At 56.8% G+C, this 22,527-nt stretch carries 20 protein-coding genes; 12 read left to right on the forward strand and 8 right to left on the reverse strand.

Annotated features, from left to right (window positions below; genetic code table 11):
- Positions 1 to 67: 67 nt before the first annotated feature.
- From lysS to infA, 5 genes are all read right to left on the reverse strand, one after another.
- Positions 68 to 1,591, reverse strand: a complete 1,524-nt coding sequence (gene lysS / locus RSQ48_RS07030; protein ID WP_131071567.1) for a lysine--tRNA ligase — start codon at positions 1,589 to 1,591, stop codon at positions 68 to 70.
- A gap of 11 nt (positions 1,592 to 1,602) precedes the next feature.
- The gene (locus RSQ48_RS07035; RefSeq protein ID WP_003801380.1) at positions 1,603 to 2,340 is read right to left on the reverse strand and encodes an SDR family NAD(P)-dependent oxidoreductase; all 738 of its coding nucleotides are present in this window, start codon (positions 2,338 to 2,340) and stop codon (positions 1,603 to 1,605) included.
- Positions 2,341 to 3,445 (reverse strand): peptide chain release factor 2 gene (gene prfB / locus RSQ48_RS07040; protein ID WP_131071568.1). Its coding sequence is split into 2 segments (ribosomal slippage): positions 2,341 to 3,363 and positions 3,365 to 3,445, totalling 1,104 coding nucleotides; the frame shifts between segments, so codons are not numbered across the junction. It abuts the gene before it with no gap.
- A gap of 113 nt (positions 3,446 to 3,558) precedes the next feature.
- The gene (locus tag RSQ48_RS07045; protein WP_415302274.1) at positions 3,559 to 5,268 is read right to left on the reverse strand and encodes a methyl-accepting chemotaxis protein; all 1,710 of its coding nucleotides are present in this window, start codon (positions 5,266 to 5,268) and stop codon (positions 3,559 to 3,561) included.
- Positions 5,269 to 5,380: 112 nt separating this feature from the next.
- Positions 5,381 to 5,653 (reverse strand): translation initiation factor IF-1, encoded by a 273-nt coding sequence (gene infA, locus RSQ48_RS07050; protein ID WP_003801377.1) that lies wholly within the window; start codon positions 5,651 to 5,653, stop codon positions 5,381 to 5,383.
- Positions 5,654 to 6,349: 696 nt separating this feature from the next.
- Between infA and RSQ48_RS07055 the strand changes: the two genes are divergently transcribed.
- On the forward strand, positions 6,350 to 7,261 hold the full coding sequence (locus tag RSQ48_RS07055; protein WP_059317749.1) for a DMT family transporter: 912 nt from the start codon (positions 6,350 to 6,352) through the stop codon (positions 7,259 to 7,261).
- Between the two features lie 116 nt (positions 7,262 to 7,377).
- Here RSQ48_RS07055 and RSQ48_RS07060 read toward each other — a convergent pair whose 3' ends face one another.
- The gene (locus RSQ48_RS07060) at positions 7,378 to 8,310 is read right to left on the reverse strand and encodes a bile acid:sodium symporter family protein (RefSeq protein ID WP_003801373.1); all 933 of its coding nucleotides are present in this window, start codon (positions 8,308 to 8,310) and stop codon (positions 7,378 to 7,380) included.
- 348 nt (positions 8,311 to 8,658) lie between these two features.
- Here RSQ48_RS07060 and RSQ48_RS07065 point away from each other — a divergent pair, with 348 nt between their 5' ends.
- The 7 genes from RSQ48_RS07065 to RSQ48_RS07095 all read left to right on the forward strand — a co-directional run bounded on the left by RSQ48_RS07065 (position 8,659) and on the right by RSQ48_RS07095 (position 14,158).
- Positions 8,659 to 9,582 (forward strand): DMT family transporter, encoded by a 924-nt coding sequence (locus tag RSQ48_RS07065; RefSeq protein ID WP_240208799.1) that lies wholly within the window; start codon positions 8,659 to 8,661, stop codon positions 9,580 to 9,582.
- Positions 9,583 to 9,764: 182 nt separating this feature from the next.
- A complete protein-coding gene (locus RSQ48_RS07070) occupies positions 9,765 to 10,208 on the forward strand; it encodes a ShlB/FhaC/HecB family hemolysin secretion/activation protein (RefSeq protein WP_338081240.1) in 444 nt (147 codons plus the stop codon).
- Between the two features lie 48 nt (positions 10,209 to 10,256).
- Complete coding sequence (locus RSQ48_RS07075; RefSeq protein ID WP_415302275.1) at positions 10,257 to 11,114, forward strand: hypothetical protein; 858 nt, start codon at positions 10,257 to 10,259, stop codon at positions 11,112 to 11,114.
- Positions 11,115 to 11,225: 111 nt separating this feature from the next.
- Positions 11,226 to 11,786 carry a hypothetical protein gene (locus RSQ48_RS07080; RefSeq protein ID WP_415302276.1) on the forward strand — a complete coding sequence of 187 codons (561 nt, stop codon included), beginning with the start codon at positions 11,226 to 11,228 and terminating at the stop codon, positions 11,784 to 11,786.
- Entirely contained in the window at positions 11,783 to 12,256 is a 474-nt protein-coding gene (locus RSQ48_RS07085; protein ID WP_415302277.1) for a hypothetical protein, read from the forward strand. The genes RSQ48_RS07080 and RSQ48_RS07085 overlap by 4 nt, the downstream gene beginning before the upstream one ends.
- 241 nt (positions 12,257 to 12,497) lie before the next feature.
- The gene (locus tag RSQ48_RS07090; RefSeq protein ID WP_415302278.1) at positions 12,498 to 12,899 is read left to right on the forward strand and encodes a hypothetical protein; all 402 of its coding nucleotides are present in this window, start codon (positions 12,498 to 12,500) and stop codon (positions 12,897 to 12,899) included.
- 287 nt (positions 12,900 to 13,186) lie between these two features.
- Positions 13,187 to 14,158: a dienelactone hydrolase family protein gene (locus tag RSQ48_RS07095; RefSeq protein ID WP_240208793.1), complete on the forward strand. Its 972-nt coding sequence runs from the start codon at positions 13,187 to 13,189 to the stop codon at positions 14,156 to 14,158.
- Between the two features lie 84 nt (positions 14,159 to 14,242).
- Here the strand turns inward: RSQ48_RS07095 and recJ are convergent, their stop codons facing one another.
- Both recJ and RSQ48_RS07105 read right to left on the reverse strand, forming a co-directional pair.
- On the reverse strand, positions 14,243 to 15,967 hold the full coding sequence (gene recJ / locus RSQ48_RS07100) for a single-stranded-DNA-specific exonuclease RecJ (RefSeq protein WP_415302279.1): 1,725 nt from the start codon (positions 15,965 to 15,967) through the stop codon (positions 14,243 to 14,245).
- A complete protein-coding gene (locus tag RSQ48_RS07105; protein WP_415302280.1) occupies positions 15,949 to 16,896 on the reverse strand; it encodes a hypothetical protein in 948 nt (315 codons plus the stop codon). The genes recJ and RSQ48_RS07105 overlap by 19 nt, the downstream gene beginning before the upstream one ends.
- A gap of 42 nt (positions 16,897 to 16,938) precedes the next feature.
- On the opposite strand from RSQ48_RS07105, the gene RSQ48_RS07110 reads away from it, so the two are divergent.
- The 4 genes from RSQ48_RS07110 to RSQ48_RS07125 all read left to right on the forward strand — a co-directional run bounded on the left by RSQ48_RS07110 (position 16,939) and on the right by RSQ48_RS07125 (position 22,518).
- Positions 16,939 to 18,213 (forward strand): lipoprotein-releasing ABC transporter permease subunit, encoded by a 1,275-nt coding sequence (locus RSQ48_RS07110; protein ID WP_240208791.1) that lies wholly within the window; start codon positions 16,939 to 16,941, stop codon positions 18,211 to 18,213.
- Positions 18,206 to 18,919 (forward strand): ABC transporter ATP-binding protein, encoded by a 714-nt coding sequence (locus tag RSQ48_RS07115; protein ID WP_003801352.1) that lies wholly within the window; start codon positions 18,206 to 18,208, stop codon positions 18,917 to 18,919. The genes RSQ48_RS07110 and RSQ48_RS07115 overlap by 8 nt, the downstream gene beginning before the upstream one ends.
- Before the next feature lie 75 nt (positions 18,920 to 18,994).
- Positions 18,995 to 19,828, forward strand: coding sequence for a TatD family hydrolase (locus RSQ48_RS07120; RefSeq protein WP_240208789.1), 834 nt, complete (start codon positions 18,995 to 18,997; stop codon positions 19,826 to 19,828).
- A gap of 224 nt (positions 19,829 to 20,052) precedes the next feature.
- The gene (locus tag RSQ48_RS07125) at positions 20,053 to 22,518 is read left to right on the forward strand and encodes a DNA internalization-related competence protein ComEC/Rec2 (protein WP_240208788.1); all 2,466 of its coding nucleotides are present in this window, start codon (positions 20,053 to 20,055) and stop codon (positions 22,516 to 22,518) included.
- The last annotated feature ends 9 nt before the right edge of the window (positions 22,519 to 22,527 follow it).

Here is a 22,527-nt window from a genome sequence, read left to right on the forward strand (position 1 = left end):
GCCCGGGCCGTTGCGCCGCTTAAACGCGGCGCGGCGGCCCGGGCGAGAGCCGCGTCTGGCGCAGCGATCAGTCTTCGCGACGCAGGTGAGGGAACAGGATCACATCGCGGATCGCGGGGCTATCGGTCAACAACATGACCAGACGGTCGATGCCGATACCGCAGCCGCCTGTAGGAGGCATGCCGTACTCCAGTGCGCGGATGTAGTCGGCGTCGTAGAACATGGCTTCTTCGTCGCCAGCATCCTTGGCTTGAACCTGGGCCTGGAAGCGAGCTGCCTGATCTTCAGGGTCGTTCAGCTCCGAGAAGCCATTGGCGATCTCGCGGCCAGTGATGAACAGCTCAAAGCGCTCGGTAATGCCCTCCTGGGTATCCGAGGCCCGTGCCAATGGCGATACTTCCACGGGGTAGTCCACGATGAACGTAGGGTGCCAGAGCTTGGATTCCGCAGTTTCTTCAAACAGAGCCAGTTGCAGGGCGCCCAGACCCGCATCGCGCAATGGCGGCGCATTCACGTCCACTTTCAAGCGCGCCAGCTCGGTGCGCAGGAACTGAAGGTCCTGCAACTGCTCCTGGGTGTAGGACGGAGCGTACTTCATGATCGCACCGGTGATGGTCAGGCGATCAAAGGGCTGGCTCAGGTCCAGCTCGCGCTCCTGATATTGCAGGGTTGCCGTGCCACAGGCGCTGATCGCTGCTTCGCGAATCAGATTTTCAGTGAAGTCCATCAGCCATTGGTAATCGGTGTAGGCCGCGTAAAACTCCATCATCGTGAATTCGGGATTGTGACGGGGGCTGACACCTTCGTTACGGAAGTTGCGGTTGATCTCGAACACGCGTTCAAAACCGCCCACGATCAGACGCTTCAGATACAGCTCGGGAGCGATACGCAGGTACATTTCCATGTCCAGCGCGTTGTGATGCGTGATAAAAGGCTTGGCCGAGGCACCACCCGGGATCGGGTGCAGCATGGGGGTTTCCACTTCCAGAAAGTCGGCCTGGGCCATGTGCTGGCGCAGACTGCTCATGACCTTGCTGCGGGCAAGGAATGTCTGGCGAGTGTGCTCACCCATGATCAGGTCCACATAACGCTGACGGTATTTCAGTTCCTGATCTGCCAGACCGTGGAATTTGTCGGGCAGGGGGCGCAGGGACTTGGCCAGCAGGCGAACGCTGGTGGCGTGTACCGACAGTTCGCCTTTATTGGTTTTGAAGACGGTGCCTTCCACAGCCAGGATGTCACCGATATCCCAGCCTTTGAATTCCGCGTAGCGTTCTTCGCCCAGTACGCCTTTGTCCAGATAGATCTGGATGCGGCCCGAGGCATCTTGCAATGTGGCAAAACTGGCTTTACCCATGACACGTTTGAGCATCATGCGGCCAGCCACTTTCACCATTTTATTGATTGCTGCCAGGGCATCTTTGTCCTGTTCACCGTACTGACTGTGCAGTTCGGCAGCGTGCACATCGGGGCGGAAATCGTTGGGGTAAGCGATGCCATTCTCGCGCAGGCGATCCAGTTTGGAGCGGCGCTCGGCGATCAGGCGGTTCTCGTCTACAACGGGTGCGGAAGTGTCTAGCGGTTCAGTCATTGTGTCAGTACTTATTCGTAGTGGCGGATGTCATCCAGAACGTGCTGGCCAAAGGCAGGGCTGTCCAGATAGCGCAGAATTTGCTTGGCTGTGTCGTCCGGGCTGCGTAGCTGCCCTTTCTGATGCAGGTCGATAAAGCGGCTCAGATTCGGGAACTGGTCGCGGGACTGGTTACGGATATGGCCTTGCATATCGGTATCCACCACGCCAGGGGCCAGGGAGCAAACGGCCAGCTCCGGGTTTTCCAGCTTCAGGGTCTGCGTGTAAAAGTCCAGCGCGGCCTTGCTGGTTCCATACACGGCCCAGCCCGATACGGGCTTGCGGCCGGCACCCGAAGAGATGTTGAGCACCTGTCGCTGGGCATCCTTGGGGGCGCCTTGTAAAAAGGCGGCGGTCAGGCTCATGACACTGGCGACGTTCAGTTGCAGCGCCTGTGTAATGGCCTGGGCATCGAGCAGGTGGCTGGCCTGCGCAACAGGATCAACCGTGCCTGCATTGTTAATGAGCACGTAGCGTTGAGCCTGGGCCTGGCTGATCAAGGCCTGCACAGCCTTGGCAGCCTGTTGTGTGCCTTCCGCGCTGGCCAGGTCCACTTGCAGATGCTGGTGCGCCCCGGGGGGCGCGTCCAGCTGCAGCTCGCTGCGGGCCAGCGTAATCAGCTGGTGGCCAGCGGCCAGCGCCTGACGCGCCAGGGACAAGCCCAGGCCACGCGAGGCACCGCTCAAAATGGTCAGCGTGGAAGCGTGCATTTAAATACCCTGTTTCAGGCTGGCCTGAATAAAGGGGTCTAGATCGCCGTCCAGTACCTTTTGCGTATTGGAGATTTCGTAATTGGTGCGCAAGTCCTTGATACGGCTTTGATCCAGCACATAAGAGCGGATCTGGTGTCCCCAGCCTACATCGCTCTTGGAGTCTTCCAGTTTCTGCTGCTCGGCCATACGGTTGCGCATTTCCAGCTCGTACAGGCGGGACTTGAGCATTTGCATGGCTTCCGCACGGTTGCGGTGCTGCGAACGGTCGTTCTGACACTGCACCACGATGCCGCTGGGTTCGTGCGTAATACGAACTGCCGAATCGGTTTTGTTAATGTGCTGACCACCGGCGCCACTGGCGCGGTAGGTGTCAATACGCAAGTCGGCCGGATTGATTTCCACTTCAAAGGAGTCATCAATTTCCGGGTAGACAAACACACTGGTAAACGAGGTGTGGCGACCATTGGACGAATCAAAGGGGCTCTTGCGAACCAGGCGGTGTACCCCGGTTTCGGTGCGCAGAAAACCATAGGCGTAATCGCCTTCAATCTTGATGGAGGCCGATTTGATGCCAGCCACGTCCCCGTCAGACTGTTCCAGAATTTCCGCCTTGAAGCCTTTGTGTTCGGCATAGCGCACGTACATGCGCAGCAACATGGAGGCCCAGTCCTGGGCTTCGGTACCACCGGCGCCGGCCTGGATATCCATAAAGCAGTTAAGCGGGTCGGCAGGGTTGGAGAACATGCGGCGAAACTCCAGCTCTTCGATCCGGCTGGCCATGGCGGCGCAATCTTCCTCGATGGCGGCAATGGTGGCATCATCATCGTCCATCGCAGCCAGTTCAAACAGATCCTGCGAGTCTTTCAGACCCTTGTGCAAGGCATCGAGCACATGCACCACGTTTTCCAGACTTTTTTTCTCGCGGCCCAGATCCTGGGCTCGTTGCGGGTCGTTCCAGACGTTGGGGTCTTCCAGTTCGGCATTGACTACGTGCAAGCGATGCGCTTTTTCATCGTAGTCAAAGATACCTCCGTAAGGCATTTTCCCGCTCCGAATAATCGGCAAGGCGGGCTTCCAGTTGATTAAGTCGTTCCGATTCCATGATTCAGCGGCTTTCCTATGTTTGAGGTGCCATGCGCACCAGCGCTGCAAAGGCGGCGCGCGGCAAACTTCCGATTTTACCCTTATCGGCGGTCTATGGCACGTATTGGCCGCTCAGGAACCGGACATTGTGCAAGCGACGGCACGATAGACGGGTGCACAAGGGTAGGAATCTCGGTTTGATACGGTGCTTTGGGAGTGAGGCGCCGGTTCGGAGAGAGCTTGATCCAGGCTGAAATGCGCCACGACCTGTGCCAGCAACGTGGTTTGCTCCAGTTGTTCCTGGGCTGTGTGGGCGCTGTGTTCAAGCAGTTGGCGATTGCTCTGGCCTTGCTGGTCCAGATGGGTCATGGCCTGGTTCACTGAGTCGATGTGGGTGGCCTGATCCTGGGAGGCCTGTGCAATGTCGGCCACAATACGGCGCATTTCATTGACCTTGTGCTGCGTGCTGGCCATCACCTGCGCCATGCCGCGCGCCGCCGCCGAGCTTTGTTCGGTTTGTTCCACCGAGCTGGAGATCAGGGTGGAAATCTGTTGCAAGGCATCCGTGGAACGAAGGGCGAGGTTGCGTACCTCGGCAGCGACGACCGCAAAGCCATGGCCGTGCACACCGGCGCGGGCCGCTTCCACCGCGGCGTTCAAGGCAAGAATATTGGTTTGAAAGGCGATACTGCGAATGAGCTTGGTGATCTCGCTCATTTTGTGCGAGCTATCGGCAATCGCATTGATGGTCTCGAGCAGGGTGTGCGCAGCCAGATTGCCCTGTGCGACCTGGCTGGAGGTATCTTGGGCCAGATGGTCTGCCGTTTGGGCCTGCCGGGCATTTTGTCTTACGGTGTCGGCCAACTGATTCATGGTTTTGACAGTCTGGTTGAGCTCGGTCGACTGCTCCAGAATCTGTGTGCCCAGGTTCTGGCTTCCCAGTACGATCGCGTGCGCCCCTTCCCGGATCAGACCGGTTTGTTCACGAATTTGATGTACAACGGTTTGTACGCCCTGTCCGATGCCGTTCAGGGCGGTGAGCAAGGTGCCAAACTCGTCGTGACGACGCACGCTCAATTGGGCATTGAGTTTGCCTTGCGCCAGTTCCTTGGCCAGATTGGCACCCTGGTCCAAGGGCTGCTTGATGGAGCGGTACAGCAGGCGCAGTGCGACTGTACTGGCGATGAAGAACAGCGCCAGGGCGGCCAGGGCCAAACTGAAGGCGCGATCACTGCTGCGACCGGCCAACCCCAGGGACTGATCCAGGCGCTCGCTGAACTGATGCTCGAACTGGTCGAGCGTGTGGGTGATTTGGGTGGATGCCTGAATGTATTGCTGGCTGAACACCAGCACTTTGGCCATCAGGGCATTGGGCAAGGCGATCCGGATGGCGCCGTTGCTGTCTTCAAACTGGCCGCTGGCGGTTTGAATGGCCTCGAACTGAACTTGGCTCAATGCCAGGGTCTGATCATAGGCCGAGCGCAGCAGATCCTGTTCGGCCGGCTCCAGGTCCAGATCGTTGAAGCGTTCCAGCATGCTCAGGGTCACCCCCTCCTGATCCGCCTGGGCACCGGTAAACACCGCCAGCAGATGGCGGAAGTTTTCCTGGAATTCGATCTGCTCGCTGGAGACAAACGCGATAGCCTGCCGGCTCAGTAATTCGCTGATGCGTTTGAAGTCTTTGCTGAGCGCTGTGGTTTGATGGCGCTGCGCTTCCAGGTGCTTGCGTTGTTCGATGCTGTTGCTCAGGTGCTGCAGGGCAATCAGCATCAGGACTAAAAACAGGCTCAGGATTGCAAAATAGGCGATAAAGCCTGTTTTGAGCGTCAGTAGTTTTTTCAAGGCGACTCCCACAGTAAAGTGGGGTGCGCCTAGGCGCTGATGGCGTTTGTCGCACCCCTGTCAGGCACGGTTATCTTTGCATCTAATTGTGACAGGGGTGTGGCGATAGGGTTTAGCGACGCTGGGGGCTGCGACGCGGCGCGGAGCTGGGAGCGCCAACGCGTTTGGGCAGGTGGCGGAAAATAATGCGACCTTTGCTCAGGTCGTAGGGCGACATTTCCAAAGTGACGCTGTCGCCAGCCAGGATACGGATGTGGTGTTTGCGCATCTTGCCGCCTGTGTAGGCGATAACTGCGTGACCGTTGTCCAGGGTGACACGAAAGCGCGAGTCAGGCAGGATTTCGGTGACGGAACCTTGCATTTCAAGTAGCTCTTCTTTGGCCATAAATCGGGACTCCTTTAAAAATAATAATTCCCGTCTGGCCCTGCAGGGCGGGACGGGGACAGGCTCAGCCACAAGGCAGACCGACAAACCGGGTAAGGGTATCAAAGGTCCAGCCTGGGACTAGGCCCATAAAAATCGGGGCGAAACAGTGTCTGTCAGGAGCAGGGGGTTCCGGACAGGGTCGGGTTGATCAAATTGAAAACATGCCCAGCGTTCATGAGGGGAACCCGCCTGTGCAGACGGAATCTGCATACCTGAAAAGCGGGCAAAAACACGACGACTTGCCAAGAACGTAGACCTGCATTGCGCCGCCTGGAACAGGCCCATGCGGTCAACGATACGGGTTGTGGTGCCAAGTAATGCACTTGGGGCGGCGCTTGAACAGGTCAAGCCTTATTCCCAAAAGTGGGGGTGTTTCAAGGTCGATTTACCCTGGGTAGCTGCATCTGCTGTTGTGAAAGCCAGACGAGCGTGAATGGGATGGGCCAATGGTATTCAGTCGGCGCCATGACGTGACAATTGTATGATTATAAATAATATTTATGGATTGGTCAAAGATTGACCAGTTCATGCGTGTGCAAACGGTCCGGTCCAGGCGTAGAGAGCAAGCCGCTCTTGCCTATATACTAGGCCCATCGTAACGGCGCAGCGCTGATCTGAAGAGGGATCAGATGCGCCGTTGCTGTTTTTTAGGACATGCTTGTGAGCACTCAGAAACTGACCCCTGGCACCACTGCTTTACTGGTATTACCCACGATTTTGTGGGCAAGCAATGCGATTGTAGGGCGCCTGATTCATGATCAGGTCCCTCCCATTACCCTGAATTTTTTTCGTTGGCTGGTCGCGTTTACCATCTTGCTTTTTGTGGGGCGGCAGGTGTTGCAACGCAACAGCAACCTGTGGGCCAACTGGAAGCGTTACTCCATCCTGGGTTTGCTGGGCATAGGGATTTATAACGCCTTGCAATACCTGGCGCTACAGAGCTCCTCTCCCATCAATGTGACGCTAGTCAATGCCAGCTTACCGTTTTGGATGCTGGTGATTGGGCGTTTGTTCTTCAAGTCCAGCGTGAATGGCCGTCAGTTGCTGGGCGGCCTGATGTCTTTGCTGGGCGTGCTACTGGTATTGACCCGGGCGGACTGGCAGGAACTGGTGGCGTTTCGTTTTGTGCCGGGCGACCTGTATATGGTGATCGCCACCATTGCCTGGGCGGTGTACAGCTGGATGCTTAGCACGCGGCGCCATGAGGGGGTCATCGCTCAGACCTGGGCGACAGTGGTGATGGCACAAGTCTTTTTCGGGTTGATCTGGTCGGGTGCGTTTGCCGCCATGGAGTGGAAGTTTACCGACTGGCATATCGACTGGTCCTGGGGGCTGGTATTGGCTATTTTGTATGTCGGTACCGGGCCGGCTCTGATCGCTCTCCGATGCTGGGGGGTCGCGGTCCAGCGCGTGGGTGCAGCCACCGCCGGGTTTTTCGTCAATCTGATGCCTGTCTTTGCCGCGTTGATGTCCGTCTTTATTCTGGGCGATACGCCCAAGCCCTACCATGGCGCGGCTTTTTTGCTGATTGTGGGCGGTATTTATGTGTCGTCGCGCAAGACGTAAGGGATAAGCTCGTTTGAGCGTCTAACGGTAGGTGGTAGGTGAAAGGTAAAAAGGGCGCTCTGTGGAGCGCCCTTTTCAGGTCTTGAACTCAAGTTCCTGAATGCGGCAGTGACGGCTTACTTGTCGTTGCGCATGCGGCGGAAGATTGTCGCCACCAGAGGTCCGGAAATATTGTGCCAGACACTGAAAATGGCACTGGGCACAGCGGCCAATGGCGAAAAGTGGGCACTGGCCAGTGCCACGCCCAGTCCGGAGTTTTGCATGCCCACTTCAATTGCCAGTGTTTTGCGTTGAGGTAAAGGCATGCCGCTCAGGCGGGCCAACAAATAACCGAGGAGGTAGCCCAGCGTGTTATGGATGACCACGACCGAAAATACCAGCAGGCCGCTGGTTGCGATTTTGGCCTGGTTGCCAGCCACCACCGCAGCGACGATAGCCACAATGGCCACTACCGAGATCAGGGGCAGGGCGGCCACGCCGGCCTGGATTTTCTCACCCAGCAGGGATTGCACAATAATGCCCAGGGCAATGGGCAGAATCACCACCTGAACGATGGACCAGAACATGGCCGTGGCGCTGACTTCCAGCCATTGGCTGGCCAGGAAGTAGATCAGGGCGGGAGTCACAATGGGCGCAAGCAAAGTGGTCACCGACGTGATGGCTACTGACAGGGCCAGGTCGCCACGAGCCAGGAAGGTCATGACATTGGACGAGGTGCCGCCGGGGCAGCAACCCACCAGAATCACGCCAATGGCCAGTTCGGGTGGCAGAGAAAAAGCGTAGGTCAAAAACCAGGCCAGGGCGGGCATGATGATGAATTGACCCAGTACGCCGATGGCCACCCGGCCGGGCCGGACAAACACTTCGGCAAAGTCCTGACGTGACAAGGTCAGTCCCATGCCGAACATGATGATGCCCAGAAGTGGAACAATATAGGCGCCCAACCAGCGATAGTGGTCGGGGAAGTAGTAAGCCAGAATGGCAAACAGGAGAACCCAGATGGCAAAGGTATTGCCAACAAAACGGCTCAGGCGGGCGATAGCCTGCATGATCAAATTTCCTTCAAGGAGCACGGCTGGCCGGTAGGCTGGCACGATGCGGATTAGTCTGTGACGGGGAGCAGCATGGATCGGGCCGGATTGTCCCGGCCCTACATCGCAATCCTGCTTAAGGACTGGCGACGCGACGTTCCGCAGGGGTGGGATAAAACGCTGGCAACACAGTGCCGTACAGCAGATCTGGGTAAGGTCAGGGGTACAGGCGGCGGTGAGCGAAACGGGCAACATGGCAGGCCATGTCTTTTATCCAGGAAGGTCGAGCTCGGGCGTATTGTAGACCTTGGTCACCGTGGTATTTTGATTAGCTGCCTGGCGAATGTGTGTATTAGGAGAGGGTGGGTGAAGAGAGCGGGATCACGTCTGAGGGCCTACGCGTGTTTGGCCTTGTCCATGTCCTTGGTGGGCAGTTATATCGCCCTGACGCGGCCCCTGGTCGCAGCGTTGCCAGTGTTTTTGCTGGCCTGGCTACGCTTTGGCATTGGCGCAATAGCCATGCTGCGCTGGGTACGCAAACCATCGACGGAGCCCGCACTGGACCTGCGTACTCGAGGCCTGATTTTTCTGGAATCCTTCCTGGGCAATTTCCTCTTCACTCTTTGCATGGTGACGGGCATCAGCATGACCAGTGCGGTCTCTGCGGGCGTTATTTTGTCGGCCATCCCTGGCATGGTGGCCTTGTTCAGCTGGTATTTTCTAAAAGAAAGCATAGGACCGCGTACGTGGGCGTCTTTGGCCTTGGGCATGGGGGGTATTGCTTTGTTGGCTTGGGTGCAGGCTGATGAGCACGGGGTGGATCAATTGGAGCCAGGGAAAGTGTGGTTGGGTAATGCACTGATTTTTTGTGCGGTCCTGTGCGAATCGGCCTACGCCGTTATTGGCAAACGCCTGACTGCCATGCTTAGCCCCAAACGTATCAGCGCGATCATTAATCTCTGCAGTTTGGCCCTGATTACGCCACTAGGCTTATACGCCGCCTGGGATTTTGATTTCACGGCACCGGCAGGCTGGATCTGGCCGCTGCTGGTTTTTTATTCTTTGGCCGCCAGTGTCTGGACGGTTTGGCTGTGGATGACGGGTGTGCGTTCCGTGCCTGCTTCGCAAGCCGCAGTGTTTATGGTGCTGATGCCGTTAGGCACCGCAGCAGTGGGTGTGTTGGTGTTGGGGGAGAGCTTCACCACCGTGCATGTGTACGCTTTCATCCTGGCTTTGGCGGGCTTGGTGCTCGCGACTTTGCCGCAGCGTTCAGAAGCCAGATTGTCCTGATGGCTAGCCATTCAAATTGTCCTTATTCGTAAGTATTTCTACAGGGTATTACTGTCGCGCCCATCATTTGTTTACTTGGGTATCATTAGCCCCGCCAGTTTCCTGGTATTAGAAAAAAATATTGATGCTTACGAAAAGGGATATGGGTGATGAGGGGCACGGTTTGGCCCAAGAGGTGGCCTTTGCTGGTTTTGTTTGCGCCGTTTGTTCCTGCATTGGCGCAGACACAAAATGGAATGGCGCAAGAGTTGTTGCGACAGCAGGAACGGGAACGTGTGCTGCGTGAGCAGCAAGAGAGCCTGCCTGATGTGCGTTTGCTGCCTGTGCAAATCCTCGCTCCCGAGCAATTGCCTGACAAGGAAAGTCCTTGTTTTCCTATTTCACAGATCGAGCTGGAGGGGGATCAGTCCCAGCGTTTTATTGGTGGCCGTTACTCGGTGCGTGCCTTTGATGGTGAGCTGATGCTCATGGGTGAGCGTGGCTGGGCCTGGCACAATGAAATCGGTGTATCAGTGGGTGCTTATTATGGTCATGTGGGTGGGCCGTCCACACGCTGGCTTCAAGAGCGCAACTTAGCGGGTTCCGTGATTGGGCTGGGAGCAGGTGCCTGGCACCACCTTGCCTAACCATGGCGGCTAGCGGCAAGAGTAGCAGCACCACGTATAGCGGCATTAGTGGCGCAAATCACCATTACAGATCAAGCTAAGCAACAGCTTCTGACAGGGGAAACACTGGATGAGCGTCTTGCCAGTTTGAACCGTGACGTATTGACGAGCCAGGACGGCAGCAATGCTCTTAAGCCGATTTTTAATGAGCAGGAAATTCAGGCGGGTTTTGAAATTGTCGGGGCTTTGCAACGTGAGACCGGCGTATTCCTGAACAATCGGGCCAAAGAAGCCACAGCCGCCAAGAATGCATTGGATCGTGAGCGGAGCAAGCCGGAAGGTGAGCGTGATCCTGCCCGTTTGGCGGCGCTTGAACAACAGCTAAAAGCCACGGCAATCTGGGCCCCGGGTGGTGCAGGCCGTCAGGTGCTGACAGCCCTGGCGGCGGCCGCGGGGGGCAATGTGACAGGCGCCTCCTCACAGTTTGCCCAGAATCTGGTGGTCAATTACCTGCAACAGCAAGGGGCCGGGTTTATCGGCGGCTTAGTTAAAGATGGCACATTGACCGAAGGCAGCGCCTTGCATGCCGCCTTGCATGGTGTGCTGGCATGTGCGGGAGCGGCGGCCAGCGATCAAGCTTGTGCTGGCGGGGCACTAGGCGCTGCAAGCAGTAGCTTGTTGACCAATCTGTTCCTGGATCAACCGGGAGAGACGGCGCAGGCAAAAGAAGCGAAGCGCAATCTGATTGCAACGCTGGTGGCCGGTATCAGTGCAACCGGTGGTCTGGAGGCGGCTACCGCCACCAACAGCGCCATTGCTGCTCTTGATAACAACTATCTGACGCAATCTTCGGTCGATAAAGTGAAAGCCTGCCTGAGCGGCAAGACATGTTCCTCCGAGGAGCAAAAGAAGGTCAGCAAGGAATAAGCTGAACGGCTAAGTCAGTTCCTGGATCGAGAAATGAATGCGATATGTGCGGCCAATTCGGCCACGCAGTTCATTGCCTAGCAAGATGCCTGGGCCTTATTGAGCGGGGATGTGACTCGTTCGTCCAAAAATATATTTGTTTATGTCTACAACAGCCTTGGAGCAGAAGTGCGCTTTGCGTTGTACTACAACACCATTGATAACCGCGCGGATTTCTTTGGGGCATCAGTCCGTTATGAGCAAAACGTCGGTTCGGGGGCGAAATGGTATGGGGGTGCGGAAGATGTATCGAGGAGGTTCCTGACGGGGCTGGGTGCAGATGGAAGTGGATCTAGTTACACTTTTCTGATGGGGTCTTTATTGGCTGGCGTAAATGCACCCTCCATTTATGAGTGGCGAGCAGAAGCGGGTAGCGCCTTGATGAAGGCGGGCTTTAGGAATTTCTGTAATTTGTATAATAAAACTATTAATAACGTTGTAGCTTGGGATATCAACCAATTAATGAGCGAGCAGAAAATTCTTCAGCCAATCCATGAAAAATACCTTACCGAAAGAATTATTCTCAGAGCAGTTTCCAGAATTTCAGGTCTTGATATTCTGGACTATGCATCACGAGTTCGCTTTGGTTGCAAGTTACTTGGATATAGTGAAGCGCAGGGATGTAAGCCATGAGTAAGTATCCTGTATTGAGAGTCATATTGGCTTTCTCTCTCGTTCCTATGTGGGGAGGGTTGTGTATGGGATTGGCAATTCTATTCACGATGCCTGCTTCCGATACCGTAGGAATTTTGTTGAATGTATGGCTTCAGTTCGTAATGTTGCTGCTCTCTATGGCTGTTGCCCTGTTCTTTGAAGTGGTTCCCGCAGCTATCTTGGGGGCGCTTTATGCTTGGATAAAGCTAAAACGAGGAGCATTGAGTTACTTGCTCGTTTTTATATGTGGAGGTTCTACAGCATATGCTTGGACAGTGTATGTTTTTGGGTTGGGTGGAAATGATCTATCAGCTAGATTTCAACACGCTTATCCATTAATTTTGCAGAACATACAGTCAAAGGCATTCGTATTAGGTGCGATATTTTCGCTGATAACGGCGATGGTTGTTTTGCCCCCATCTAGAGGAGAGCAAAGCTTCAGGTCGTGAAAACCATTTCAAGAGGGTCGACAAATCTGCTCTAATGGGCAGTGGCCTGGATGCAGCTACCGGCACCAACAGTGCCATTGCTGCTCTTGATAGTATTAAGGGATTTGTTTAAGTACCCTAGCGGCGAATCATTTAATTCGTCTTGTGATAAGGGCTGAGGTTTGTTTATGTTTCGACCTCCGAGGTATAGCCAGGAACAGGGGCGCAAGCCATGAGCCCATACCCACGCAGGCGTGTGTTTTTGAGTTTCTTGCTGTGTCCCGTGCTGGCCGGCCCATTTATTGGGGGGTGGCTGGCCTTGTCGGGGCCACAGACCGGGGATGAGGCATGGGTGGTGTTGGTAGGCAGTATGGCAGGTGCTTTGCTGGCCGCACTCAATGTGCTTGTTTTCTATGGTGTTCCAGCGCTGCTATTAGCCTTGCTCTATAGCGTAGTGCAACCTACAAAAACAGGGCTTGGTGTCTTATTGATTACCCTTCTGGGGGCGCTGACTGCCTTATTTTGGAATATGTTTGTGTTTCCCGGTCTAAAGGATTGGGTGAGTGCGTTGTTAGGAGGCGGCACCTCATTGTTCATGGCCCTATGGGCCTTACCAGAGCAGTCTCCCAATTCGCATCTGAAAGGCACGATGTCGGACAAGTAGAGCGAAATCGACTATGAATGTTGAGGTGGGATGTAAATAGGTTCTAACAAGAATTAAAGCAAAGGGCCGATCATTTTTTACACCTTGTCTCAGTAGCGGGGAGTGTGAGCAAAGAGCACTAAGGGACAAGCGGTCACGGCAATCAATAGCGTCCATAGGCCTGCCAAGCTCGGTTGAATCACACTTTCATTTATGTTGCACTAGGGATGAAGCTGCATCGACGCCGTACCACTTGGTGACAGCAGCAAGCTTTATGTTCTGAACGAGATTTCCTGGTCGTGGTGGCGATGAAAAACAGTCGACAGAGCCTGGTGAATAATCGGATGGATGCAGAGCAGACAGCCAGCGGCTTTACGCGTAGGTCTGGTTCGCGGTTCAGGGGCCTGATTGCAGCGGCCTTGGCTTTGGTGCTGGGCGGGACCATGCTGGGAGTGGCGCAGGGAGAACCGGTGCAGCCCGAGCAGCTTAGTTTTCCTAGCCTTGATACGTGGAAGGGAGATCAGGCTTTAACGCTGGACGGATACCTGTTCAAGCCGGCCGCTCAGGCGCCTTTTCCTGCTGTTGTTATGTTTCATGGCTGCGCCGGAGCATTATCTGCCAAGACCGGGCGCATCACCCCGCGATTTACCAAAATGGCGCAGTTGCTCAACGAGATGGGCTATGCGGTGTTGATGGTGGACAGCTTTAATCCACGCGGCGTGTCACAGATATGCACGACTCCTCTTGCGGATCGGGATATCAAGAACAGACACCGGGTCTTGGATGCTTATGGGGCCTTGCAATACCTGAACTCGCGCTCCGACATTGTTAGGAACAAGATCGGCGCCATCGGGTTTTCGCACGGGGGTAGCGGGGCACTGTCGGTAATGGATGCGACAAGTGAAGCGTATAGGCGTTCGGGCCAGCAATTTGCAGCAGCAGTGGCCTTGTATCCAGGTTGCGGCTGGCAGTCGCGCAAGCGTCCCGAGTTTTCGGCGTATGGCCCCTTGCTGATTTTAGCGGGCGAGAAAGACGATTGGACGCCGGTAGAGCCCTGCCGAGAGTTGGCTACCCGCAGTCAGCGGCGCAACGAGCCCGTTGAACTGCGCGTTTATGAGGGTGCCTATCACGCCTTTGACAGCGACAGTGAGGTTTACGTCCGTAAAAATGTTCCCAACGGTGTTAATGGCGAGGCAGGGGTGCATGTAGGAGCCAATCCGGCTGCCCGCGAAGCGGCCTATGAACGCATCCGCGGGTTCTTCCGTGAGCATTTGAGTTAACTCATCCGGAGTGCGCTATCCCTGTGCGGCGATAATCAAGGGATAGCGAACGTTAATGGGGTGCGGGCAGGGGATTGGGTTTGGTCAGCCCGCTGGGTTGATGGGGCAGTCCTGAGCGAATTCAATAATGAATTGCACACTGACATTGCCATTCCATTCGTTTTGATCCAGGCGATAAGCGGCTTCGATATGCTCGGGCAGCAATGCGTCACGATTGAACCAGATGGCATCGAAGTATTCGCCGTTACGCTCCAGGTTCAGTTTCAAATGCTTGTTTTTCAGCAGGCGCTGCTGGCGAACAAAGAACCGGTCGCGGAATACGGGTGCTGGGAAACCTGCACCCCAGACTTGTTTTTGCAGCATTCCAGCCACCGTGATATTGATGTGCTCAGGCTCCAGGGAGCCGTCTGTTTCAATGACGGGGTCAAATTGGAAGCGACCAGTGAGCTCTTGCACGGCCTCATCAAAAGCCTGCACAAAGACATCGTAATTGTCCTCTTCAATCGTCAGCCCGGCTGCCATGGCGTGGCCGCCAAACTTCAGAATCAGGCCAGGATAGCGTTTAGAGACCAGATCCAGTGCATCGCGCAGATGAACGTCGGGAATGGAGCGGCCTGAGCCTTTGATTTCGCCTTCATTACCTTGGGCGAAAGCCAGGGTCGGGCGCCAGTACTTTTCTTTCAGGCGGGAGGCCACCAGACCCACCACGCCCTGGTGCCATTCAGGATGATAAACGCAGACCGTGGCGCTGGTCTCCGGCTCGGCCAGTTCAGCTGCACGCAGTGCCTCTTCGCGCATGGTTTGCTCAATCGATCGACGATCCTGATTCATCTCCTCCAGTTCGCGAGCTAAATGGGCGGCCTCGTCTTCATCGTCCGTAATCAGGCAGCGTATCCCCAAGGCCATGTCGGCCAGTCGACCCGCGGCATTGATACGTGGGCCCAAGGCAAAACCCAGATCGAAAGCACTGGCCTGGCGGGGGTCACGACCGGCCACCTGGAATAGCGCCCGTAGTCCCACTTGCATTTGGCCTTTGCGCATGCGCTCCAGCCCCTGGGTGACAATCAGGCGATTGTTGGCATCGAGACTAACCACGTCGGCCACCGTACCCAACGCCACCAGATCGGCCAGCTCGTTCAGGCGTGGGCCACCATTGGCGTCAAGAACGCCGCGTTGACGCAGCTCGGCACGCAAGGCCAGCATCAGGTAAAAAATGACCCCGACGCCGGCCAGGTTTTTGGAGGGAAAGGCGCAGCCGGGCTGGTTGGGATTCACAATTGCCAACGCGTCGGGCAACTCATCGCCCGGTAAGTGGTGATCGGTGATCAGCACCTTCATTCCTGCCTGATGGGCAGCCTCGACGCCCTCAATACTGGCAATGCCGTTATCGACGGTGATGAGCAGATCCGGCTTGCCCGAGGGGTGGTGCTCGGCCAGTTCGACGACCGCTGGGGACAGGCCGTAGCCGGTTTCAAAGCGGTTGGGAACCAGAAAGTCCACAATGGCTCCCATGCTGCGCAGGGCGCGCAGGCCTACGGCGCAGGCCGTGGCACCATCACAATCGTAGTCGGCGATGATCAACATGCGATCACGACGGGCAATGGCATCGGCCAGCAGGGCAGCGGCCTCACGGGCCTGTGTCAGCATGGCAGGTGGAATCAGATTGCGCCAGGCTGGATCAATCTGCGCGGCGTCTGTCACTCCTCGGGAGGCCAGCAAGCGGGCCATTAAATCGTGAATTCCGGCCTGTTTCAGGGCTTGGCTGGCGGCTTCTTGGACGGGACGGGTTTTCAGGATAGGGGTGACCACCACTGACTCCAGTTAGAGTGTTGTTTGAACAGGGAAAAAGGCCAGATACGGCGCGCCGCGGGACCGACGTGAGCGTAGCGGTCCAGTCCGGTCAACACCAGCTCTGGCATGGGCCCTGTGAGCAAGGGGGCAAGCAGGGTGCGATCCAATTGGGCCAGTTGTTCAAGCCAAAGCCCCCAGTCTTGCCGTATCAAGCTGTCATGCAAATCATCCACCAGATGCAAGTTCCCAGGTTCGCGGCCTAACTGCTGGCAGGACGCCCCACCAAATAGCCACAAGCTGTTGACACTGGGTAAACCTGCCTGTTCGCGCTGCCGATTGTCGGGCAGGGCAAAGGCCAGCATCTGAAATTCATTGATCAGACGACGCCAGGGGCGGGTTTGCACATCTTGAGTCCACCAATTGTTCAAATTGCTTTGACTGACCAGTTCTGTTGAGGCCGCTTGCACCGTAAAATCAGCCGGTGGTGTGACGCGCCACCATTCGGGGCTGAGATACTCGAATTGAAAGCCAGTGTCGTCCAGGTACGGAGCAATGGCCTGCAACAAGGCTCGGCTGTAGGATTCGGACAAGGCCAATTGGTCGGCGGGGATCAGCATGGCGCCCTCGCGTGACGGGGCAATGTGTACCAGTTCGGCCAGCCAGACAGGCTGATCCGGTGCTACCGAGTGGATTTGTTTCAACTGACGTAGCCGCAAAGGGGCCAGACCTGCGCTAAGATGCTGGGCTTGGTCCCCCGTAAAACCGTGGGCCTGCAACAGCCAGGATTGTGCGGGTGTACACAGGTCCGTCGCTGGGTCGCGTACCGACAGGGTGCCTGTGCCCTGAGTCAGTAGTTGAATCAGCGCAGGGGCCTTCTGGGGCAAGTGTTTAATGAGTTCGCGCGCGATGGCCGGTTCCGGCAGCGCGCCGTTGATTACGATCTGCATGACAGCGATTGTAGTGTTTTCTTTGAGGCGATAGCAGCTCGCATGGGATACGAATTTTGGATTGGGGCGCGGTATGCCGGTCTGGCCAAAGGCCGCAAACGGCGTGGCGGACACAAAGACCGCTTTGTGTCCTTTATTGCGGGCAGTTCAATGGCGGGGATTGCCCTGGGCGTGGCCGCGCTGATTGTTGTGCTCTCCGTGATGAATGGTTTTCAGACTCAGGTGCGTGATCGCATGCTCTCAGTCTTGCCGCATATTGAACTGATTGTGCGCAATGCCGATCATCAGCAGGTCTTGAACGAATGGAACGCTCTGGCGCAAAAAGCCCAGACCAATCCCGCTGTGGTGGGGTCCGCTCCGTATGTTGCGGGGCAGGGTATGTTGGTGCGCAGCAACCAGCTGATGGGGGTGCAGGTGCGCGGGATTGAGCCCGGACAAGAGAGCAAGGTGTCCGAGTTGGCCCAGCAAATGGTCATGGGCCGACTGGAGAATTTGCAACCGGGCACCTTCGGTATTGTGCTGGGTGAGCAGTTGGCCAATCAGCTGCGAGTCAGCACTGGCGACACGGTGATGTTGATGGCTCCGCAAGGCTCGATATCGCCGGCGGGGTTTTCACCGCGCATGCGTCAGTTTACCGTCACCGGTGTGTTCTCCTCGGGCTATTACGAGTACGACGCCAGTCTGGCGTTTGTGAACGTGGAAGATGCCTCGAAGATCTTTCGTGACAGCGGCAACAGCGGCGTGCGTCTGCGTATCAAAGACATGCAGCAAGCCCCTTTGGTGGGACAGGAATTGGCCAGCGCCATGCCGCGTAATGTGCTGGTGTCGGACTGGACCGCCAATAACCGTACCTGGTTTGCAGCTGTTCAAACTGAAAAGCGCATGATGTTTCTAATTCTGGCGCTGATTGTGGCCGTTGCTGCCTTTAACTTGCTGTCGTCGCTGGTTATGGCTGTCAAGGATAAACAGTCGGATATTGCGATTTTGCGCACCATTGGCGCCACGCCTAGCGAGATTGCTCGCATTTTTCTGGTTCAGGGGTCGCTGATCGGGGTGGTGGGTACCCTGTTGGGTGTGGGGCTGGGCACGCTGATTGCCTACAATATCGACGTGATCGTGCCCTTTATTGAAAACCTGATGGGTCGTAAATTCCTGCCCCAGCAGATTTATTTCATTAGTGAACTGCCATCCAATCCGCAGGTTTACGATATTGTGCTGATTGCCTTCGTTTCCCTGGTGTTGTCTTTCCTGGCCACGCTGTACCCCAGCTGGCGTGCCTCCAAGCTCCAACCTGCACAGGTGCTGCGTCATGACTGATCTTATCGCTCCCACCGTGTTGCGCGCCCGCGATGTCAGTGTTCAGTACGAAGAAGGCGGCAACACTATCCACGTACTTTCGGGTGTGAATCTGGAAGTATGCCGTGGTGAGATGGTGGCCATTATCGGGGCTTCCGGTTCGGGGAAAAGTACCTTGCTGCATGCTCTGGGTCTGCTGGATAAACCTAATTCAGGCAGTATCGAGGTCAACGGCACGCAGACGGAAAGCCTGAATGAAGGCGAGCGCAGCCAGTTGCGCAACAAGGTGCTGGGTTTTGTCTACCAGTTTCATCATTTGCTGCCTGAGTTTGATGCTTTGGACAATGTGGCCATGCCTTTGATCGTGCGACGCATGAAGCGCAAAGAAGCCCGCGAGCAGGCTCAGCAGATTTTGGAGCAGGTGGGTTTGTCGCAGCGTGTGCATCACTATCCGGGCCAGTTGTCCGGGGGGGAGCGTCAACGGGTCGCTCTGGCGCGCGCCCTGGTGACACGACCAGCCTGCGTGCTGGCGGACGAGCCCACGGGCAATCTGGATCGCTATACCGCCGAAGGCATGTTCGAGCTGTTGAGCCGGGTCAATGAGGAGTTTGGCACGGCGTTTGTGATCGTCACCCATGATCAGGCTCTGGCCTCCTTGGCGCATCGTCAGTTGCTGATGGACAAGGGGTATTTGACCCAGGAAATCAGAGCCAATCGACCGTCCTGACACCCGGCCGGACGCGATGTGGGCCAGTGTATCTGCTCTTTGCTGACCTGAAGGGGCTATTGTCGGAATTCTGTAATGCTTATCGACACACATTGTCATCTGGATGCTTCTGAATTTGACCGGGACCGTGAGCAAGTCATGGCGCGCGCCCGCGCAGCCGGTGTGCAGTCGATTGTGGTGCCGTCGGTCGCCGTGTTTGATTTTCAGACGGCTCGCGAGACCGCCTTGGCAGCGCCCGGTGGTGTGTATGCGCTGGGCATTCATCCATTGTTTACACCGGGAGCAGGGGTAACGGACCTGCAGGCCTTGGAGCGGGAAATCCAGTTGCGGCTGCCTGATCCTCGTCTAGTCGCTTTGGGCGAGATCGGTCTGGATTACTTTGTACCCGAATTGAAAACCGACGAGGCCAGCCGTCATCAGGAATTTCTGTTTGACGCCCAGTTGGGCCTGGCGCAACGCTATGGTTTGCCTGTCCTTCTACATGTTCGCCGCTCCCAGGATCGCGTGCTGAAATATCTGCGCCAATATCCCGCAGTCGGCGGGATTGCCCATGCTTTTAATGGTAGCGAACAGCAAGCGCAGATGTTTGTGCGCCAGGGCTATGCCTTGGGTTTCGGTGGGGCCATGACATTTGGCCGCGCCAAACAGATTCGCCGTTTGGCGCAGGCGTTGAGTCTGGCTGATATGGTGCTGGAGACCGATGCTCCAGATCTGGCCCCGTCCTGGCTGGTGGAGCCCGGGACTGCCTTGGCGTCGGTTCGTAACGAACCGGCACAGGTGTATGGGGTGGCCGAAAGTCTGGCGCAGTTGCGGGGGCTTAATGTGGCAGATGTGATTGCGCAGACTGGAGCCACGGCCCGCCGAGTTTTGCCTCGCCTGGATGCATTTCTGTCGAGCCAGGGACAGTGAATGCGCTTGAGCGATCAGGGTGCGACTGTCTTTTCCCATAACGGTTTTCGCCCTGTCATGTCGCGCCTCTTCTTGACTCGGTTTTGACGGGTTGATGGACGGTTGCGGGAAAGATTCGTAGGTACAAGCCGAGGTGAGCAAAGTTGTTTGCCGTAACGGTCTGATGGTGCCCGGACTCCTAAGCTACAGATTTGGCTTGGGGGCGATATGGCAGGACAGAACGCATGATAGGGCGGGCATGTCTGGCTGCCTTTGTGGCTGCTGCAACATTTACCCATTTTCTGGCACCGTCTTATTTAGGGTATTCAGTCTGGTGCTGGCTGGGTGCAGCGCTGCTGTGCCTGGTGCTAGTCCCACGGTTTCCCGTGAGCTATGTCCTGGTGTTTGCCTTCTTGGGGGCCGGCTACAGCGTTTGGCACATACAGGATCGACTCAGCCAGTCTGTCCTTGCGGAAGATACCAATAAAGTCAGTCGTGTCGAGTTGGAAATCCTTTCTTTAGTGCAGGCAGGACCCAGCCACAGGCAGTTTCAAGCACGGGTTTTGCGCTCCCAGCCGCCGGGTTTGCCAGAGCATATCCTGGTGCGCTGGAATGCAGCCCAACGGTACTCTTTGTATCGAGAGCCCCCTGACCATCACTTCCCGGAACTGATGCCTGGCCAGCGTTGGCGGATGTCTCTCTTAGTTCGACCCCCGCAAGGAGCACGTAACCCCCACGGTTTCGATGCAGAGCGTCATGCCATCACTCAAGGCTGGCGGGCTGTTGGCAGTGTGCGGGGTCAGCCGCAACCCCTGGCTTTTGATCCGGCTGATTCCTGGCATACGTGGACTGAGCGCGTGCGTCATCATCTTCGCAAGCTCATGCTGCCTTATGTGCAGGAGCGGCGCTGGGGCGGGGTGATGTTGGCGTTGTCCTTGGGGGATCAAGCCAGCATCGCTGCGCCGGACTGGCTGATTTTCAATCGCAGCGGGCTGACTCATTTAGTGTCCATCAGTGGCACGCACGTTACCTTTCTGGCTGTGCTTCTAGCCGGTCTGGTGTCCTGGTGCTGGCGACGTGTCCGCTGGGGACGCTGGGTACTGGCTGAGCAGATTCCGGCTCAGCTCGCTGCTACCTGGGTAGGGATTGCGGGGGCGGGGGTGTATTGCCTTATAGCAGGCTGGGGGGTGCCAGCCCAACGTACGTTCTTGATGTTGCTGGTGGTGGGCCTGTGTCGTGTCCGGGGTTTGCATTTGGGCGCGGGCCGAACCTTGCTGCTTGCGGCATGGGTCGTGGTGTTGCACGACCCCTGGGCGGGGCTGACGACCGGGTTTTATTTGTCCTTTGGGGCTGTATCGGTTCTGTTCGCTTTTGCTCAGCTCATGGGACGGGTGCCGCCAACTGGGGCGTGGTGGCAGCGTTGGGGACGCAGAATGGGGTTTGCCGCCTGGCTGCAGATTCTGATTACCCTGGCCTTGTTGCCCGCCGTGGCTCCCTTGTTCCACGAGGTATCTCTGGCTTCCTTGCCCGCCAATGCGTACGCCATCACCTTGATCGGTTCGATTGTCACGCCCTTGGTGCTGCTGTTATTGATCCTGGTCGCACTCCAGGCACCGTCGGCCTGGTGTGAGTCCCTCGCTTATCTCGCTCATGCCGCGCTGGACTTCACGATGCAGCCCACGGTATGGCTGGCTGAGCGCCACCTGGCGAGCGTTCCGGTGCCTGCGCAACACTGGGCCTGGACTGTGCTGGCTTTGCTGGGGGTCTTGCTTCTGCTCTTGCCCCGAGGGTTTGTGTCCCGCTTGAGCGGCTTGTCGCTGTTGATCCCCGCTCTGGCGATTCGCCCCTCTTTACTTCAGGAAGGGGACTGGGATTTATTTGCGCTGGATGTCGGCCAGGGCAGTGCCGTAGTCTTGCGTACCCGCAGTCAGGTATTGGTATTTGACGTGGGAAACCGTTATGGCCCTGATTCGGACGAGGGCAAACGCAGCATCGCCCCTTGGCTCAAAGCAGCAGGGATAGGGCAGATAGATACCTTGGTGCTGTCCCATGCCGATATGGATCATGTGGGCGGGACGCGCAGCGTCTTGCAGGCCGCCCCGGTCAGTCGGTCATACAGTAGCTTTGATCTGGACCTGCATGTGAGTCGGGAGGAGCGCCTGTTGGGCGTTGCGACGGGCTCCACTCCGCGCCCAGAGCAGATCCTGCGCTGCGAACAGGATGTCAGTTGGGAAGTGGATGGCGTGCGTTTTCGCTTCTGGTGGCCGCCGGCTGAGCAGAGCAGTGACAAGGCAGTTTCCGGTCGCGAGGAGGACAAGAATGCCGTCAGCTGCGTGCTGGAGGTTCAAGGTGCCCGACACAGCGCCTTGCTGTTAGGCGATGCCGGTGTCGCGCAGGAGCAAGCCATTGTGGCGGCTGGCGTGGGGCCCATTGATGTGGTTGTGGTCGGCCACCATGGGTCCCGGACCTCCTCGGGGGCTCATTTTGTCAAACAGATGCAGGCGGGGCTGGCGATTGCCCAACTGGGGTGGTGGAATCGTTTCGGCCACCCCCATGCCCTGGTGCAGGCTCGTTGGGAGCGATCAGGAGCTTTGTTTCTGCGTACCGATCAATGGGGGGCTTTGACGGTGGAGTCACGTCCGTCAGCCTTGTATTACTTTGGCGAGCGTGACCGCTACGCCCGCTACTGGCAATCGTCCCCACCGCCCTGAGCGGGGACA

Origin of the sequence: Alcaligenes sp. SJTW-7 (assembly GCF_047716895.1) — a bacterium.
GTDB classification, from domain to species: Bacteria; Pseudomonadota; Gammaproteobacteria; order Burkholderiales; family Burkholderiaceae_B; genus Alcaligenes; species Alcaligenes ammonioxydans.